Below are 17921 nucleotides of genomic sequence, written 5' to 3'. Positions count from 1 at the left end.
TTTTTATTGCAAAAAATCCCTTGCCGAATTGGCAAGGGATTTTAGTTTTAAATTATTTTGTTTGTTTAGAAGTTGATTCGGCTTCTTTGGCATTCACTTTACTTCTTGTTCCTAACATAACTAAATAGCATAGTACGGCAAACAAGCAAGAAATGAATAGAGAATGTAACAATGCCATCGCTAAACTAGCGTTTGTAAATACAACTAAAACTCCTACTACAGCTTGAAGTGTAACAAGGATAAATGAAATAATCCATCCCCAATATACTACAGATTGCTGCTTGTAATGGCGAATAGCGAGAATCATCGCGTATAGTATCCAAGCGAAAATTAACATCGCTGCAACTCTATGGCCCATTTGAACCCATTCATGTAGTTGAGTTGGCATAGGTCTGTTTTTGCTACATAAAGGAAAGTCTGGACAGGCTAAGCTAGCTCGTTCGTGACGTACTAAAGCACCTGTGTAGACGACGATATAACTGTAAATTGTTACACCATAAATATGAAATTTCATTTTTTTGTCCATAATAAGTGAACGTGCATCAAATTTTTGGTCAATTTCAAAGATAAGACACGTTAATAAAATGACAGAAGCAAATGAAATTAAGGAAATACCGAAATGGATAGCAAGTACAGCTGGCATTTGTCCCCAAACAACTGCTGCTGCTCCCATTAATGCTTGTGCAACTAAAAATACGAAGGATAAAATTGCTAACGTTTTTGTTTCACGCACATGTTTATAATATTTCCAGGACAAAATACAAAGTAGAGTGACAAGAATTCCAGCTGATCCTGATGTTAATCGGTGGCTAAGTTCAATAATAGTTTCCATTGATAAATTAGATGGAACAAATTCACCGTTACAAAGTGGCCATGATTTACCACAACCTTGACCAGAACCTGTTTTTGTAACTAAAGCGCCTCCTAATAAAACTATTAATAAATCAAGGCTTGTAATGACTGCTAACCATTTAATAAAGCGTTGCAATCTCTTTCACCATCTTTCTGCTATGAAGTTATTGCGAAATATTTTCATTCCATTATGTATAGAATAAAACGCGCTAGTTCCTATGATATATAAAAAATAATAAAATAGCAAAGAAATGGAGGGGGAAGGAAAGGGAGAGAAAATAGGTGTAAAAACAGGGTTCGCAAGGAAAATTTCGGGTGAAAAATAGGCTATTTTGAAAAGAAATGGGGAGAATACGTGTTAAATAGGACAAAATAGTTTATTATAGAAGGTAACATCATGTTATGATAAGGACAAGTCAGAATGAAGTTTTTTATATTCGACACAAAAAGTTCATGTTTTCTTCACAAAATGTTCGGGAAATATGATTTAATATATTGGAGTATGGGCGTAGATTAGTAGTAGAATGGGTTAACAATGTTTCTACTGTAATAATATTGCTATATAGAAGCGAATTATTTCATTTGAAATAGGCGCAAAAAGAAAGATGAAAGTTTTAAGAGGGGGTTAGAGTGATGAACCATGCAACAAGTGAGCTGCATGATGAGTCCGCTGTTACAAGTGTACCGGAAACAACTCGGTTACAAGATTTAAAAGCACTCGTTAAAATGGGGATTGTAAACTCAAATACACTTACTGTATTTACAGGATTTTGGTTGGCATTACACTTTAATGGATTAAGTGTAATGGACAATCTGGATAAGTTATTCTTTACAATCGTTGGTTCAGGATTAATTATGGCAGGGGTATGTTGTTTAAACAACTACATTGATCGAGACATCGATCCATTAATGGAAAGAACAAAGACCCGTCCAACGGTTACTGGAAAGTATAAACCAGGATTTGCACTTACATTTGGACTAGTCATATTACTTCTTGGTTTTGTATTTTTATTATTAACAACACCAATGGCAGTCTTAATGGGATTTATTGGTGCTTTCACATATGTTGTTCTATATAGTTTATGGACAAAGAGAAAGTATACACTAAATACTGTTGTAGGTAGTATATCTGGTGCAGTTCCTCCTTTAATTGGATGGGCAGCAATCGATCCATCTTTAGGCCATCCAATTGCTTGGATGTTATTTTTAATTATGTTTATTTGGCAAATCCCACATTTCCTTGCATTAGCAATGAAACGTGTTGATGAATATCGAAATGCAGGAATTCCAATGCTTCCTGTAGTTCATGGATTTGAAATTACGAAACGCCAAATTATGATTTGGACAGTATGTTTATTACCACTACCATTTTATATGAGTGGACTAGGGATAACATTTATGGTAATTGCAACACTGCTTAACATCGGATGGATCGTTTTAGGATTTTATGGCTTCCGTAAGAAAGATGACATCAAATGGTCCGTGCAAATGTTTGTTTATTCCCTAAATTATTTAACAATCTTATTTGTATCAATGATTGTAGTTACATTCTTCTAAGACAACGACATAATTGGATTTCTTTACGTTGAGATTTACTTTACTTAACTATAAAGTACAATCTAATTCACAAGGAAAGTGGGGGTTGTTTGTATGAAGAAACAGTGGCGACTGCTTTCGTTCGTTTCACTGCTGGCTTTACTGTTAGGGGGATGCGGTAAAGCCTTTCAATCTACTTTAATTCCGCAAGGAGAAGTAGCAAAAATGCAATATGATTTACTTCTACTGGCGAGTGCAATCATGGTAGGAGTAGTACTAGTAGTTACTATTATTTTCTTATATGTAATTGTGCGTTTCCGACAAAAGAAAGGTCAGGAAGATTATATTCCAGAGCAAGTTGAAGGGAATCACAAGCTAGAAATTATATGGACAGTTATTCCGATTATTCTTTTACTAATCTTAGCTGTTCCAACAGTTACATATACATTCAAACTTGCTGATGTAAGTGCGATGGAGAAAAAGAATATTGATAAAGATACTATCGTTGTTGATGTAACAGCGAATCTTTATTGGTGGGAATTTTCTTATAAATCAGAAAAGATAGTAACTTCGCAAGATTTGGTCATCCCCACAGGTAAGAAAGTGTATTTAAATTTGAAGGGTGCCGATATTAAACACTCATTTTGGGTTCCATCTTTAGCAGGGAAAATGGATACAAATACAGACAATGTGAACAAAATGTGGTTAAAGGCAGATAAATCGGGCACTTATAATGGTTTTTGTACAGAATTTTGCGGCCCATCACATTCTTTAATGCAATTTAAAGTGAAAGCTTTAGATGAAAGCGAGTACAAAAAATGGCTTGCTGATATGAAGAAGATTGATGGGAAGAAAGAAGTAGCTTCAACAAAGGCGCAAGAGGGCCAAGAAATATTTAATAAAAGCTGTATTGGTTGTCACGCAGTTGGATCTAATGATAGTAGACCACCTTCCGCTCGTATCGCACCAAACTTAGCAAACTTTGCGGATCGCGATATGGTTGCCGGTATTGCCGAAAACAATGAAGAAAACTTAAAAAAATGGCTGAAAGATCCTGAAAATATGAAGCCAGGAAACAAAATGACTGGCAAATATGGCAACTTAACGGATGATCAAATTGATGCATTAAATGCATACTTACAAACGTTAAAAGTTGAAAAGTAAAGAGGGACTATTCGCGAAGGGGAGGTTGAAAACGTGAGTTCTGTAGCAAAAAAACAGGGGATGGGTGCTGTCATATGGGATTATTTAACGACAGTAGACCATAAAAAGATTGCCATTCTCTATTTAATTGCAGGTGGATTGTTTTTTGTAATAGGCGGAATAGAAGCTCTATTTATTCGCCTTCAATTAGCGATTCCTAACAACGCTTTTCTTGTTGGGGATGCTTATAATCAAGTATTAACGATGCACGGTACAACAATGATTTTCCTCGCAGCTATGCCACTCGTGTTTGCATTTATGAACGCCGCTGTACCACTTCAAATTGGTGCACGTGATGTAGCGTTCCCGTTTTTGAATTCACTCGGATTTTGGTTATTTTTCTTTGGTGGAGTATTTTTAAATTTAAGTTGGTTTTTAGGTGGAGCACCTGATGCAGGATGGACATCTTATGCATCTTTAGCTTTAGCCTCTAAAGGTCATGGTGTTGATTTCTATGTACTCGGCTTGCAAATCTCAGGTATTGGTACACTAATTGGAGGAATTAACTTCCTTGTAACCATTATTAATATGCGCGCTCCAGGAATGACGTATATGCGTATGCCGATGTTTACATGGACAACATTTGTAACATCTTCGCTTATATTATTCGCTTTTCCGCCGTTAACTGTAGGATTAGGACTTTTAATGTTAGATCGTTTATTTGGAACAAGTTTCTTTAATCCGGCATTGGGCGGGAATACAATTATATGGGAGCATTTATTCTGGATTTTCGGTCATCCAGAAGTATACATTCTTATACTCCCAGCTTTCGGAATATTCTCAGAAATCTTCGCAACATTTTCGAAAAAACGATTGTTTGGTTATTCATCGATGGTGTTTGCGACTGTATTAATTGGATTTTTAGGATTTATGGTATGGGCGCACCATATGTTTACTGTTGGACTTGGTCCAGTTGCTAATGCTATTTTCTCAGTTGCAACAATGGCTATTGCGGTTCCGACTGGTATCAAAATATTCAACTGGCTCTTTACAATGTGGGGCGGAAGTATTCGTTTTACGACACCAATGATGTGGGCAGTAGCTTTCATTCCATCATTCGTAATGGGTGGAGTTACAGGGGTTATGCTAGCATCTGCACCAGCTGATTATCAATTTCATGATAACTATTTCGTAGTAGCGCATTTTCATTATGTAATCGTTGGCGGTGTTGTATTTGGTTTACTTGCAGGAGCTCATTATTATTGGCCACTGATGTTTAATAAAGTATTAAATGAAACATTAGGAAAGATAACGTTTTGGCTATTCTTTATCGGCTTCCATTTAACTTTCTTTATTCAGCATTTCCTTGGCTTGATTGGTATGCCACGCCGTTACTACACATATCTTGAAGGGCAAGGGTTGGAAATGGGGAATATGATTAGTTCCATCGGAGCGGTGTTTATGGCTCTTGGAACGATTGTTCTTCTATTCAATGTAATTAAAACGACAGTATCAAAAGAAAAAGCTGGTCGTGATCCGTGGGATGCACGTACATTAGAATGGACAATGCCAGCACCGACACCAGAATATAACTTTAAACAATTACCATTTGTTCGCGGATTAGATCCGTTTTGGATTGAAAAACGTGAAGGTAATAAAGAAATGACAGCAGCGGAACCAGTTGGTGATATTCATATGCCAAATCCTTCGTTTTCACCATTTGTCATTTCTTTCGGATTGTTTATAGCGGCATTTGGTGCGATGTATATGCAGGGCGGAAAAGATAAGTTCTGGTTATTAGTAGCAATTATTGGTTTAATCATTACATTTGGCACAATGTTCCTACGTTCAGTAATTGATGATCATGGGTATCATATTCATAAAGAAGATTTAGAGGATAAGGGGGGCAAGGCATAATGCATGTAGATGAAAAATTAACGAATGAAACATTTCCAGCAGAGCCTGAAAAAGCAACCCTTGAAGGGAAAAATAAGTTTGTCGGTTTTTGGTTATTTCTTGGAGGCGAAACAGTGTTGTTCGCTTCCTTATTCGGAACATATTTAGCGTTAAAGAATTCTACAAATGGTGGACCAACATCTCAAGAGATGTTCCAAATGCCACTCGTTTTCATTATGACGATGCTTTTATTAACGAGTAGCTTAACGAGTGTATATGCGATGTATCACATGAAAAACTTTAACTTTAAGAAAATGCAGCTTTGGTTACTAGTAACAGTATTGCTAGGTTTAGGGTTTTTAGGATTTGAGATATATGAGTTTTATCATTATACACATGAATTTAAGCATACTATGAGAAGTAGTGCCTTTGGCTCTGCGTTTTATGCTCTTGTTGGTACACATGGACTCCACGTATTGTTTGGGTTATGTTGGATTTTAACATTAATCTTTAGAAATGCGAAGAGAGGTCTAAATTTATACAATGCACCGAAGTTTTATGTTGCATCGATTTATTGGCACTTTATTGACGTAGTTTGGGTGTTTATTTTCACTGTAGTATATTTAATGGGAATGGTGGGATAAACAATGGCGATAAAGCAAACGAATAATCCTAAAGTTGATCTTGTTTATCGGAAGAGAAAAAGTGCGGAGGAAATGAGGCATCAAGTTATTACGTTTGCATTAATGATTTTTTTAACATTAGTTGCATTTGTAGCAGTGGCGTATCCAAAAACTTTTAGTCCGATTTTCTCTGTACCGTTTATTTTACTATTAGCAGTGGTACAAGTAATTTTTCAATTGTATTATTTTATGCATATGAGTCATAAAGGACATGAAGCAGCAAGTTTCTTTCTTTACTCTGGTCTGCTAATAGGGTTAATTACAATTTTAGCTTTTATGACAATCGTGTGGATTTGAAAAGTGAAAAATAAGGGAGCTTGTGTTGTCACAGCTCCCTCTTCATATTATGAGATAACCTTACGAAGGCAGGTGTGAAAATGAGTAACTTGTGGATATTTGGTTTTCAGGCTTTATGGAGTCCAATCTTTTTATTATTTATGCTTTCGATTCTTATTGGGTACTTCTTAATTATTGGACCATATAGAATGCGATTTGAAAATGCGACGAAGGTAAGTAAGAAGCAAATTTTTTATTTTACGACTGGTATTGTTCTTTTGTATTTTGTAAAGGGAGGGCCTATTGATTTAATTGGCCATATTATATTTAGTGCTCATATGTTTGAAATGGCAGTCATGTATATTGCAGTTCCACCGTTACTGTTGCTTGGTATACCAATTTGGTTATATCGTTACATTACTTCTTTTAAGTTCGTTCAAATTATATTAAAGGCATTTGCTAAACCACTTATTGCGTTGTTTGTATTTAACGGCCTGTTTTCTTTTTATCATTTACCAGTTGTTTTTGATACAGTAAAACAAAGTCAAATAGCTCATCCTATTTGTCTCGCTATATTGTTTTCTACAGCAATCATGATGTGGTGGCCGATGTTAAATCCATTACCAGAATATCAAACATTAAGTGATATAAAGAAACTTGGTTATATGTTTGCTAACGGCATATTATTAACGCCTGCATGTGCGTTAATCATTTTTGCGACAGCCCCGTTATTTGCAACGTATACGGATCCGGCTGCTTGGATGAAAGCGATGGAACTATGTGTACCAGCGGGCACTTTATCAGATTTAAATATAACGGGACCAGAATTTTTGCACTGGATGCCAGTCGTACAAGATCAGCAAACTGGTGGTATCATAATGAAAATTGTCCAGGAAATAGTGTACGGTACAATTATAGGCTATGTATTCTTTAGATGGGCACGTAGAGAACGTGAAAAGGATAAGGAGCAGTTGCAACAATTGCCGCCGTATTTACAGATTAAGTAAAAAAGTGTATGGGATTCCATGCGCTTTTTCTTTTTAGCTACCTTAAAAAGATTGAATTTTCTAACTTTTTATGTTAAGTTAGTGTAGGCGTGTACTAAAAGTGGAGATAAAATTTACTACTAGCTTTCATGCGTAATAATTCCATATGTAGTGCAAGTTTTTTAGAGAGTTACAAATATATATTGTTATCTTTAATAAACACGAACTATTTTAAGGGGGAGTTTAAATGGGTAGTAGTGGAAGTATGGTAAAGCCGATTAGTGGTTTTTTGACAGCACTAATTCAATATCCAGTACCAGTAGTAGAATCGCGTGCAGACATTGATAAACAAATTCAACAAATCATAAAAACAATTCATTCGACCAAATCAGGTTACCCTGGTTTAGAATTGATAGTATTTCCTGAATATAGTACACAAGGGCTCAATACAAAAAAATGGACTACAGAAGAATTTTTATGCACAGTGCCTGGGCCAGAAACAGACTTATTTGCTGAGGCATGTAAAGAATCTAAAGTATATGGTGTTTTTTCAATAATGGAGAAAAATCCTGATGGTGGAGAGCCATATAATACAGCAGTTATTATTGATCCACAAGGTGAAATGATTTTGAAGTATCGTAAGCTAAATCCTTGGGTGCCAGTCGAGCCTTGGAAAGCTGGAGATTTAGGCTTACCTGTTTGTGATGGACCTGGAGGAAGTAAATTAGCTGTTTGTATTTGTCATGATGGCATGTTCCCTGAAGTAGCTCGTGAAGCGGCCTATAAAGGTGCAAATGTCTTAATTCGTATTTCTGGATATAGTACACAAGTTAGTGAACAATGGATGCTAACGAATCGTTCAAATGCATGGCAAAATTTAATGTATACATTGTCGGTAAACTTAGCGGGTTATGATGGTGTATTTTATTACTTTGGTGAAGGACAAGTATGTAATTTTGATGGGACTACTTTAGTACAGGGTCATCGAAATCCTTGGGAGATTGTTACTGCTGAAGTATATCCAGAACTAGCAGATCAGGCTAGATTAGGATGGGGATTGGAAAATAATATATATAATCTAGGTTCAAGAGGATATGTAGCAACTCCTGGTGGGGTGAAAGAAAATCCATATACGTTTGTAAAAGATTTAGCTGAAGGTAAATATAAGGTCCCTTGGGAAGATGAGATTAAAGTAAAAGATGGATCTATTTATGGATATCCAGTAAAAAAAACGATTCATTCTTAGGGAAGGGAAATAAAACAAGCGCATCATATTGATGCGCTTGTTTTTGTTAATCAATAATTTGAAATTCTTTTAACTCTTTTTCGACATTTTGTAGGAGTTGTTCGCTTTTTTGAAGTACATTCGTTGGGAAAGTCTCATCATCACCATATTCAACGCCGTGAGGATAATAATGTTTTCCTAATAAGGGGGGGAGTAGTTTTACTTCAGCGTGTCTACTGCCAATGTCACCTTCAACAGCAACTCCTTGCACTCGTAAATAATAAACATCCTTTAATATTTCAAATTTATAATCGTATGTAACTCGTTCATAATCCCACTGTCCGGCAAGTACGAAGTGGTTGTTTTCCATGATTTCAGTTAAAAGAGTTAATTCAACGACGGCTCCATTAAATTTCGTATTTGTAAATTGCATATAATACCTCCTTTTTTAATGTTACACCATTATTTTTATAATAGTATGAATAATAAGAAAGTGCAATTCATATTGAGAGAAAAGGGATAATCCAGACTTTTTTCACAAAAATATGATATAGTGAAAAGAGTACGGTACACACAAAAAGAAAGAAAAGGATTTGTGTATATCTCAATTTTATGTTTTGTTCAGGAGGTATATCGTTTGAAGAAATTATTGCGTATCGTAATGATTACATTTTTAATTTTAGCTGTTGATTTATACGGGAAATTACTCGTTTCACAATATATATTAACCCCATCTCAATCAAAGCAAGAAAATAAAATTGTGAAAAAGAAAAAGCAAATTAAGGAAGACTCCTCAGACACTGTTTTAAATATGATTGGTGAAGACTCTGAAAACCTATTAGCGAAGTGGGGAGAACCCTCTCGAATAGAGCCATCTGCATACGGATATGAATGGTGGGTATACAACCAGGATTTAACTCAGTATGTTCAATTTGGAGTTTCTGAACGTAAAGTTGTAACGGCATACGCAGCTGGTGAACAAGTTAAGGTTCCACCTTATTATATAAATGAAAAATATGAAGAAGTATATAAAAAAAGTCCGCTTTCGCATGAAATTTCATTAAAAAGAGGGAAAAATAGTTATCAATTTGAGCTATCTGATACCGAAGTCATGGAACAACCGTTAATACCTGTAGAAGATGGATGGGCGCAATTGTATTTTGATCAATTTACACATGAGCTTGTTGGTGTTCGTTATATGGATGATGAAACTTTATTACGCCAAAGACCGTATCAGCTCGTTTATTCAGGTGAATTAATAGCAGAACAACCATTGACTCCAGAAAAAATAAAACAAGTAGAAAATGGGAATATGCAACAAATTTTTGATTTAACAAATATCATTCGAAGTCGTCATAAATTACCATTATTAACATGGGATCAGGAAACAGCAGATGTTGCTGTTGGTCACAGTAAAGATATGAAAGACAATAATTATTTTTCTCATGACTCACCTACATTAGGTACACTAGGAGATCGTTTGCAGCGCGGGAAAGTAGGATTTCAACTTGCTGGTGAGAACATAGCGGCGCAACATAGTGATGGAATTGCGGCAGTGCAAGGTTGGTTAAATAGTGAGGGGCATAGAAAGAATTTATTAAATGAACAATTTACAGGATTAGGTGTTGGTGTATACGATAAATTTTATACACAAAACTTTATTCGAAAATAAAGCGAAACTGTAAGCGGTGGGGTGTTACATCACCTAATTAGTTACTTCGTATTCACTGAATTGTAGGTGGGAATGTGACCGTATGCAAATAGCAGAAAAAAAGGTGCATGAATCGTCTAAAAATAGGCGAACCATGCGCCTTTTTTTTCTTACTATATAGTAGATATACATGGAGAGGTGAGGATTATGCCAACAACAAAAGGACCGTTACATCCATCGGTTCAACAGTTTAAAGAATTTGTAAACCATCACCCTAAAATGGTTCATGAGGTTAGAAATGGTCATAAAACATGGCAACAATTTTATGAAGAATGGTACTTACTTGGTGAAGAAGATCCAATATGGGCAACTTATAGACCGGATGGAGCGCCTGCGTTTTCTTCGGTAAAAGAAAATAAAAAAGAAAAAGATAATCGAACTGAAGAGGAAAAAACTGCTGATGTGATGGGGCAAATGCTTTCTTTTTTTAAAAAGTTGGACGTGGAACAAATGCAGAACCATTTAGCCAATGTGACGAGTGCAATTGGGAGCGTGCAACAAGTTATTCAGCAATTTCAAGGTAACCGTACGCAGCAAGAGCAAAGTACTTCAGAAAATAACCCGTTTTTCTTTCAAAAGGATTAGGGGGAAAGATGATGAGAGCAGAAATTATGGAGTTTATAAAGGCTGATGAGGATTTATCTCGTTATATTAGAGAGCAACCGTACTGGTATAGAAAATTAACACGAAATCCTGAAGAAAAAGAGGCTTTTGAGTTAGCGGCGATGCAACATTTCAAAAAAACGATACCAGATAAAGTGGAAAAGTTTCAAAATCAATTGGCCGTTGCTTCGATCATGATTGATATGTTTCAGTATATGAAGCAACAAAACGCAACCTAATTGGAAGTGAAAAATATGTCCGTCATGCAGAACTTTTGTTACAATAGAAGTTGATTATTTAAAAAGGAGTTGCAGCATGACGGAAATTTGTTTAGTACGACATGGACAAACTGATTGGAATTTTCAAGAAATTATTCAGGGGCGAGAAGATATTCCGCTTAATGAAGTTGGTAAGAAGCAAGCGAGTCAAAGTGCAGCTGCTTTACAAGAAGAAACGTGGGATATCATTATAAGTAGCCCGTTAATTAGAGCGCAAGAAACGGCTAATGAAATCGCAACGGCAGTTGGATTACAATCGATTTTATTAGATGAGCGATTTGTTGAACGGAATTTTGGAGAAGCTTCAGGGAAGCCGGTTGCGGCTGTTAGAGAGTTGATTGCTGAGGGTAAAGTAGAAGGTATGGAGCGAGATGAAGAGATTGTAGCTCGTTGCTTTGCTGCTTTAGAAGATGTTGCGACAACTCATTTTGGCAAACGTATTATTATTGTTGCTCACTCACACGCGATAAAAGCGATTTTACATGCCATTGAACCAGATGAAATTACATTTAAGACACCATTAAAAAATGCGTGTATTAGTTATGTGAAACAAAATAGTGGAAAATGGGATGTTCTTAAATATAATATAGCGGAACATATTAATGTATAAGTGTGTACGGATATAGTGTAAAAATAGTTACGTTATATCTTTCTTTTGAGTAAGTCACTTCAATTAGTAGTTCTAATCTAAATGTGGTATGATGGATACTCGGAGGTGTCTCTCATGATTGTAGCGACGCTAGAAAGCGTATTAATATTAGATAAGGCAGAGCAGCTTGCAAAAGCGATTATCTGTTCAGATATAGCAGAAGATTATCGTAAGTATTATAGAGAATTACATGAAGATATGGAACTTCAGACGCTAATTCAGCAATTTACAGCGATGAAAGAACGGTATGAGGAAGTACAGCGTTTTGGAAAATACCATCCTGACTATACTACCGTGTCGATGAAAATGAGAGAATTAAAGCGTTCTGTGGACTTACATGATAAGGTTGCAGCTTTTAAAAGAGCAGAAACTGCTTTGCAGAAGTTATTAGACGAAGTTAGTGTAGCAATCGGTTCGGAAGTGTCTTCTTCCATTAAAGTGCCAACAGGAAATCCATTCTTTGATGCTGGTGGCTGTGGTGGAGGTTGTGGTACTGGCGGAGGTTGTGGTTGTAAAAAAACGGGGTGATGTACCCCGTTTTTTAGAAGTTGGAAGAAAACGTATACAGAGTTTGTCCTGTAATGTTATAAATTTCTGATTGGTTTTCATAGAATATAAAATATATGTTTTTAAAAGGAGAAGATGGAGAAGATTATGTTCGGGCAACGACAAAGTATGATTGTTTATTTACATTCATTGAAACATGCCAAGATTTTAAGGAAATATGGTAACATACATTACATATCAAAACGATTAAAATATGCTGTAGTATATTGTGATATGGAACAAATTGAGCATATGATGCATAAGTTGAACAAACTTCCTTTTGTGAAAAAGATAGAACAGTCGTATCGCCCGTATTTAAAAACGGAATTTGAAAATTCCCGTCCTGATCGAGCAAAAGAATACGATTATAGCTAATAGAAAAAATCCCCTGCTAAATTTAGCGGGGGATTTTTCACTTGAAATAACGTGTTATTTCATCGGAGGAATGAAATTGTTCATTCGTAAAATACCAATTAAATGATTAAAAAATAGTTCTTTTTCTGGGAAAGTTGTAGATGGTTTTACAGTAAAGGTAGCCACTTTTTTCCCGAGTTGTTCTGCCGTTTCTTCAAATAAAATGACACGTTTACTTTTTTTATTTTCAAATACAGGAATGCCTTCACGACATATGTATAATGGTTGGAAATCACCAGTAGTAGTTGGTTTTAATATTACAACAAGCGAACACACTTTTTTATCGTTTTTTATCGTTTCAAATTGTAACATATGTGCTATACGTTCTTGATTTGTTTTGGCAATTTCAAGTAATTCATATAAATCAGAGTAGCCTTCTCCAAGTTCTATAAAGCGTTGAATCATATCTTTTCCTCCTCTTTCTTTTACTGTACCATTTCACTTTTTAAATGAAAAGCACACAAAGAAAAAAAACCCTGCATAGCAGGGCCCTTCTTATACTAGCATGTACTAGTAAGAAGGCAAAGGGAGAGGAGAAACCGGAGGAAGAACTTATGGGGAAACGTAAGTCTTCTCCGCGGTTGGCAACAACATCGAAGGTGATGTTGTTATAATTATTTATGTCCAATCTAAATGAAGATATACATAATGAAATTAAATTTTATGTTGGGCTTTTTATTTTTCTTTTTTTTATTTTGTGATAGGATAAAAAAGATAAAGTGGAACTAATATACATATTGGGTTCATATTAGTGAATGATGAGATGAATACATAAAAATAACGAGAGGTTATTTGAGGCCGAGTTTTTCTATAGTTAGGTGAATGTGGTTTGTTAACGGTTACCGAAGTGGGAATGGCTTTCTATAATCGCTCGATAGATTGAAATAAAGGTAGTGACAACAGATGAGAGTAGTTTCAGGAAAATGTAAAGGACACCCACTTAAAGCGGTTCCTGGTAATACAACACGTCCAACGACAGATAAAGTAAAAGAATCTATTTTTAATATGATAGGTCCTTATTTTGATGGTGGTATCGCCCTTGATTTATTTGGTGGTAGTGGTGGTCTTGGAATTGAGGCTTTGAGCAGAGGGATCGATAAAGCAATTTTTGTTGATCGGGATAGTAAAGCGATAAAAGTAATTCATCAAAATTTAGAAAGTTGTAGAGTACAGGAACAAGCTGAAGTATATCGAAATGATGCTGAACGTGCAGTAAAGGCGTTAATAAAACGTGAAATGTCATTCGATCTTATATTAATAGATCCTCCATATAAAGAGCAAAAAATTGTATCTTTAATTAGTGTAATGGATCAACATGGATTGCTACATAGTGATGGATTAATTATGGCAGAGCATGGTAATGATGTAGTTTTACCTAATTCAATAGGAAGGCTTGTAAAAGTACGAGCTGAGAATTATGGGATTACTGCAATATCGATTTATAAGTATGAAGGTGAGGGGACAGAATGACAAGTATAGCTATTTCTTCAGGAAGTTTTGATCCAATTACCCTTGGGCATCTGGATATTATTAAAAGGGGAGCAAAAGTATTTGATGAGGTGTACGTAGTCGTTTTAAACAATTCATCAAAAAAACCATTCTTTTCAGTTGAAGAGCGATTAGAACTAATTCGAGAAGCGACAAAGGATATCCCGAATGTAAAGGTAGATTCGCATAGTGGGCTATTAGTAGAGTATGCAAAAATGCGTAATGCAAATGCAATATTACGTGGTTTACGAGCAGTTTCTGATTTTGAATATGAGATGCAAATTACTTCTATGAATCGAAAATTAGATGAAAATATTGAAACATTTTTTATTATGACAAACAACCAATATTCATTTTTAAGCTCGAGTATTGTAAAAGAAGTTGCGAGGTATGGAGGAAGTGTAGTGGATCTTGTACCTCCTATTGTAGAGCGTGCTTTAAAAGAAAAGTTTCAAACCCCGTTAAAGTGAACGGGGTTTTTCTTTATACGTGCGCAAAAATAATAAAATAACATATAAGTATAGACAAAATAATGTAAAAATTGGTCCATAATGTATAAAAGATGTCCAAATTTCATGTAGTATAGAAGGATGCTCGGATAAAAATACAGGAATATCTTTTGGTATAGGTGAGAAAGAACTCACTTTCTCATAAAATGGTGTCCAAAATACAAATGTAAAAATAGGGGCAAGAATACTTTGAATAATTCGTGCGAAAAAATAGGGTTTAAATCGGATATCTGTTTCAGCTAATATACTAGCAACTTGTGCCTGAATAGAAAGGCCGCTAAATGCTAAAATGAAGCTTGTTACCATAGCTTGTTGTAAGAGCGGTGTTTCATTTATTTGACTAATCATTTGGCTTCCGAGTGTCATTTCGAAAATACCTGATAATATAGGTATACTAAAATCTGTACTTAGTTGGAAGAATGATAAAATATGTTGCATAATAAAAGAAAGAGCTGCTGTAATGTGGAATACAGTAATCATTTTATTTAACACAGAGAATAAAATAATAAATCCGCCAATCATAAGTAATGTTTGAATAGAAGAAACAATGGCATCCCCAAGTAATTTACCAATTGGTCTTTTTTCTTGTAAGCGTGTCTCGTGAAGAATTAAAAAAGGGTTTTGAAAGCGACGTTTTTTTGTAGTGTGTGTATTATTTTTGTAAGCGGTATTATCGCCGTAAAAACGCATAATTAATCCGACAGCAAAGTTACTGAAATAATGGGCAGCGGCTAATATAATTCCTAATTTCGGATTATTAAAAAAGCCGATAGACACAGCACCGAAAATAAAAAGTGGATTGGAAGAATTTGTGAAAGAAACGAGGCGCTCCGCTTCAATCTGAGTTAAAAGATTGCTTTTTCGTAGTCTAGCGCTTAATTTGGCGCCTGCAGGGAAACCAGAAGCCATTCCCATCGCCCAAACAAATCCGCCTATCCCTGGAACGCGAAAAAGTGGGCGCATGAGTGGTTCTAATATAACGCCAATAAATTTTACAACACCGATACTAATTAGAAGTTCCGCAATGATGAAAAACGGTAGTAGTGAAGGGAATACAACTTCCCACCATATATTTAACCCGCGAATAGAAGCTTGCAAAGCGGCTTGGGGGTGGAGTACAAGAGAAAAGGTTAAAAATAGCGTTGATATGGTAAGGAAAGCGGTTTTCCATTTTTCATACATGTAAGTAAATCCCCCTTTGTCCCAAAAAACGTTCATTTCAGTATACGTGGATACGTAGTGAATTTAGACCATAAGTATGAAAAAGGAATGAAAAAAATTAAAGGGTGAGAAAAATGAAAGAACCAAAGATTGGTTTAGCACTTGGGTCTGGAGGAGCGAAAGGGTTTGCTCATATTGGTGTAATAAAGGTTTTAAGGGAAGCGGGTATCCCTATTCACATGATTGCAGGAAGTAGTATGGGGGCGCTAATAGGTACGTTTTATGCGGCAAGTAGTAACGTTGAAAGATTGTATAAATTGGCATCTGTTTTTAAGCGGAAGTATTATTTAGATTTCACGGTACCGAAAATGGGATTTATTGCTGGAAAACGTGTCAAAGATATGATTAAAATGTTTACATATAATAAAAATTTAGAAGAGTTAGATATCCCGACGGCTGTTGTGGCTACTGACATATTGAAGGGGGAAAAAGTGGTTTTTACAAGTGGGCCAGTTGCAGATGCGGTGAGGGCTAGCATATCTGTTCCTGGAGTGTTTGTACCAGAAAAAATAGATGGAAGATTATTAGTGGATGGTGGAGTCATTGATCGCATCCCAGTATCGGTTGTGAAAGAGTTAGGGGCCGATATTGTTATCGCTGTTGATGTATCTCCAATTAAGGTGAATGGCGATGTTACGTCCATTTATGACGTAATCATGCAAAGTATTGAAATTATGCAGCATGAGCTTGTAATGAATCGGCAAATTGCATCGGATTTAATGATGCGACCAGCTGTAGAGCAATTTAGTTCACGTGCTTTTACAAACATTGAAGACATTATTCGAGTTGGAGAAGTAGAAGCAGAAAAACATGTTTCAAATATTTATTTATTAATTGAGCAGTGGAAGGAGAAACATAATGTTTAAGCGTTTTCGGTTTATATATGCAATCTTAATAGGGGTTATATTGGCGATGTTACTTGTTTACGTACGTTTACCGTATTATATAACAAAACCAGGAATGGCTGCCAAATTAGAGCCTTATGTTCAAGTTGAGGGTGGAACGAAAGAATCTGGTGATTTTATGCTTGTTACGGTTTCAATGGGACCAGCAAATGTGGTGAATTTAATAGCGGCACAGTTTAATAAATATACACATATTTCGAAAGCGGAAGAAATATTGCAAAAAGGTGAGAGTGATGAAGAATATCAATTTCGCCAAAATTATGCGATGAAAGATTCGCAAAATGCAGCAATTTATAATGCATATAAACGTGCAAATCGCTCAGTATCTTTTGAAAATAAAGGTGTATTAGTTGCTGGTGTGGCAAAAGGAATGCCGTCAGAAGGAAAGCTTAAGCTTGGTGATGTTATTATAGCTGTTGACGGAAAAACATTTGAAAAGACGGAGCAATTTATTGAATATATGACAGGGAAAAAAGAAAACGATGCTGTAAGTATTGAGTACATGAGAAATGGAAAACAATTGAAAGAAAATTTAAATGTAAAGACGATTCCTAATGGGAATGGGCGTGTCGGCATAGGTGTTTCTATCGTTACGGAAAGAGAATTAGTGGTCGATCCGAAAGTGAAAATTAATTCTCATGAAATTGGTGGACCATCCGCAGGTTTAATGTTCACATTAGAAATATATAATCAACTTGTGGAAGAAGACTTAACGAAAGGACATGAAATAGCTGGAACAGGTACAATTAATGAAAAAGGAGAAGTGGGCCCAATTGGTGGTATAAATCAAAAAGTGGTGGCTGCTAGCGATGCGGGGGCTGAAGTGTTCTTTGCGCCAAATGAAAAAGGTGCGGAGAAATCGAACTATAAAGATGCACTTGAGACTGCAAAGGATATTAAAACAAAAATGAAAATTGTACCAGTAGATACGCTGGATGATGCGTTAACATATTTAGAAAAGATGGATAAGGAAAAAACCTCTCTGAAATAGAGAGGTTTT

21 protein-coding genes are annotated in these 17921 nt (G+C 35.7%); 17 read left to right on the top strand and 4 right to left on the bottom strand.

The features are described from left to right. Positions 1–52: 52 nt before the first annotated feature. Complete coding sequence (gene ctaA / locus HFD78_RS05485) at positions 53–988, bottom strand: heme A synthase (protein ID WP_001188747.1); 936 nt, start codon at positions 986–988, stop codon at positions 53–55. Positions 989–1485: 497 nt separating this feature from the next. Here ctaA and ctaB point away from each other — a divergent pair, with 497 nt between their 5' ends. The 7 genes from ctaB to HFD78_RS05450 all read left to right on the top strand — a co-directional run bounded on the left by ctaB (position 1486) and on the right by HFD78_RS05450 (position 8618). Further along, a complete protein-coding gene (ctaB, locus tag HFD78_RS05480) occupies positions 1486–2409 on the top strand; it encodes a protoheme IX farnesyltransferase (RefSeq protein ID WP_001015056.1) in 924 nt (307 codons plus the stop codon). Positions 2410–2502: 93 nt separating this feature from the next. Then, positions 2503–3552, top strand: coding sequence for a cytochrome c oxidase subunit II (gene coxB / locus HFD78_RS05475; protein ID WP_000745268.1), 1050 nt, complete (start codon positions 2503–2505; stop codon positions 3550–3552). Positions 3553–3612: 60 nt separating this feature from the next. After that, positions 3613–5448 carry a cytochrome c oxidase subunit I gene (ctaD, locus tag HFD78_RS05470; RefSeq protein WP_153578907.1) on the top strand — a complete coding sequence of 612 codons (1836 nt, stop codon included), beginning with the start codon at positions 3613–3615 and terminating at the stop codon, positions 5446–5448. Next, positions 5448–6071, top strand: coding sequence for a cytochrome c oxidase subunit III (ctaE, locus tag HFD78_RS05465; RefSeq protein ID WP_000557861.1), 624 nt, complete (start codon positions 5448–5450; stop codon positions 6069–6071). The genes ctaD and ctaE overlap by 1 nt, the downstream gene beginning before the upstream one ends. Before the next feature lie 3 nt (positions 6072–6074). Continuing rightward, on the top strand, positions 6075–6407 hold the full coding sequence (ctaF, locus tag HFD78_RS05460) for a cytochrome c oxidase subunit IVB (protein ID WP_000985706.1): 333 nt from the start codon (positions 6075–6077) through the stop codon (positions 6405–6407). A gap of 80 nt (positions 6408–6487) precedes the next feature. Continuing rightward, complete coding sequence (gene ctaG / locus HFD78_RS05455; RefSeq protein WP_097862769.1) at positions 6488–7393, top strand: cytochrome c oxidase assembly factor CtaG; 906 nt, start codon at positions 6488–6490, stop codon at positions 7391–7393. Positions 7394–7619: 226 nt separating this feature from the next. Next, a complete protein-coding gene (locus HFD78_RS05450; RefSeq protein WP_000535802.1) occupies positions 7620–8618 on the top strand; it encodes a formamidase in 999 nt (332 codons plus the stop codon). Positions 8619–8664: 46 nt separating this feature from the next. Here HFD78_RS05450 and HFD78_RS05445 read toward each other — a convergent pair whose 3' ends face one another. Then, positions 8665–9030, bottom strand: coding sequence for a YugN family protein (locus HFD78_RS05445; RefSeq protein WP_001160947.1), 366 nt, complete (start codon positions 9028–9030; stop codon positions 8665–8667). Between the two features lie 204 nt (positions 9031–9234). Between HFD78_RS05445 and HFD78_RS05440 the strand changes: the two genes are divergently transcribed. From HFD78_RS05440 to HFD78_RS05415, 6 genes are all read left to right on the top strand, one after another. Beyond that, complete coding sequence (locus HFD78_RS05440; protein ID WP_000735378.1) at positions 9235–10269, top strand: CAP domain-containing protein; 1035 nt, start codon at positions 9235–9237, stop codon at positions 10267–10269. Positions 10270–10455: 186 nt separating this feature from the next. Next, positions 10456–10893 (top strand): YlbD family protein, encoded by a 438-nt coding sequence (locus HFD78_RS05435; protein ID WP_001143333.1) that lies wholly within the window; start codon positions 10456–10458, stop codon positions 10891–10893. An 11-nt stretch (positions 10894–10904) separates the two neighbouring features. Beyond that, positions 10905–11150: a YlbE-like family protein gene (locus HFD78_RS05430; RefSeq protein ID WP_001200990.1), complete on the top strand. Its 246-nt coding sequence runs from the start codon at positions 10905–10907 to the stop codon at positions 11148–11150. A gap of 76 nt (positions 11151–11226) precedes the next feature. After that, on the top strand, positions 11227–11799 hold the full coding sequence (locus HFD78_RS05425; protein WP_000134947.1) for a histidine phosphatase family protein: 573 nt from the start codon (positions 11227–11229) through the stop codon (positions 11797–11799). Positions 11800–11913: 114 nt separating this feature from the next. Next, the gene (locus tag HFD78_RS05420; protein ID WP_000634366.1) at positions 11914–12366 is read left to right on the top strand and encodes a YlbF/YmcA family competence regulator; all 453 of its coding nucleotides are present in this window, start codon (positions 11914–11916) and stop codon (positions 12364–12366) included. A 126-nt stretch (positions 12367–12492) separates the two neighbouring features. Then, entirely contained in the window at positions 12493–12759 is a 267-nt protein-coding gene (locus HFD78_RS05415; protein WP_002082261.1) for a YlbG family protein, read from the top strand. Positions 12760–12813: 54 nt separating this feature from the next. Here HFD78_RS05415 and HFD78_RS05410 read toward each other — a convergent pair whose 3' ends face one another. Beyond that, complete coding sequence (locus HFD78_RS05410) at positions 12814–13203, bottom strand: DUF7147 family protein (RefSeq protein ID WP_000616017.1); 390 nt, start codon at positions 13201–13203, stop codon at positions 12814–12816. Positions 13204–13701: 498 nt separating this feature from the next. Here HFD78_RS05410 and rsmD point away from each other — a divergent pair, with 498 nt between their 5' ends. Together rsmD and coaD are read left to right on the top strand one after the other, a co-directional pair. Next, positions 13702–14268: a 16S rRNA (guanine(966)-N(2))-methyltransferase RsmD gene (gene rsmD / locus HFD78_RS05405; RefSeq protein ID WP_001266979.1), complete on the top strand. Its 567-nt coding sequence runs from the start codon at positions 13702–13704 to the stop codon at positions 14266–14268. Further along, a complete protein-coding gene (coaD, locus tag HFD78_RS05400; protein WP_000200601.1) occupies positions 14265–14756 on the top strand; it encodes a pantetheine-phosphate adenylyltransferase in 492 nt (163 codons plus the stop codon). Before rsmD ends, coaD begins: the two co-directional genes overlap by 4 nt. Here coaD and ylbJ read toward each other — a convergent pair. Then, a complete protein-coding gene (ylbJ, locus tag HFD78_RS05395; protein WP_097862767.1) occupies positions 14748–15977 on the bottom strand; it encodes a sporulation integral membrane protein YlbJ in 1230 nt (409 codons plus the stop codon). The two genes, coaD and ylbJ, sit on opposite strands and share 9 nt — an antisense overlap. Positions 15978–16090: 113 nt before the next feature. Between ylbJ and HFD78_RS05390 the strand changes: the two genes are divergently transcribed. Further along, positions 16091–16882, top strand: a complete 792-nt coding sequence (locus tag HFD78_RS05390; protein ID WP_000662590.1) for a patatin-like phospholipase family protein — start codon at positions 16091–16093, stop codon at positions 16880–16882. After that, on the top strand, positions 16875–17912 hold the full coding sequence (locus HFD78_RS05385) for a SepM family pheromone-processing serine protease (protein WP_000476280.1): 1038 nt from the start codon (positions 16875–16877) through the stop codon (positions 17910–17912). The genes HFD78_RS05390 and HFD78_RS05385 overlap by 8 nt, the downstream gene beginning before the upstream one ends. Positions 17913–17921 lie beyond the last annotated feature (9 nt).

Source organism: Bacillus sp. EKM501B (assembly GCF_011800505.1).
GTDB classification, from domain to species: domain Bacteria; phylum Bacillota; class Bacilli; order Bacillales; family Bacillaceae_G; genus Bacillus_A; species Bacillus_A cereus.
This window is presented reverse-complemented; position numbering and strand designations above follow the sequence as displayed.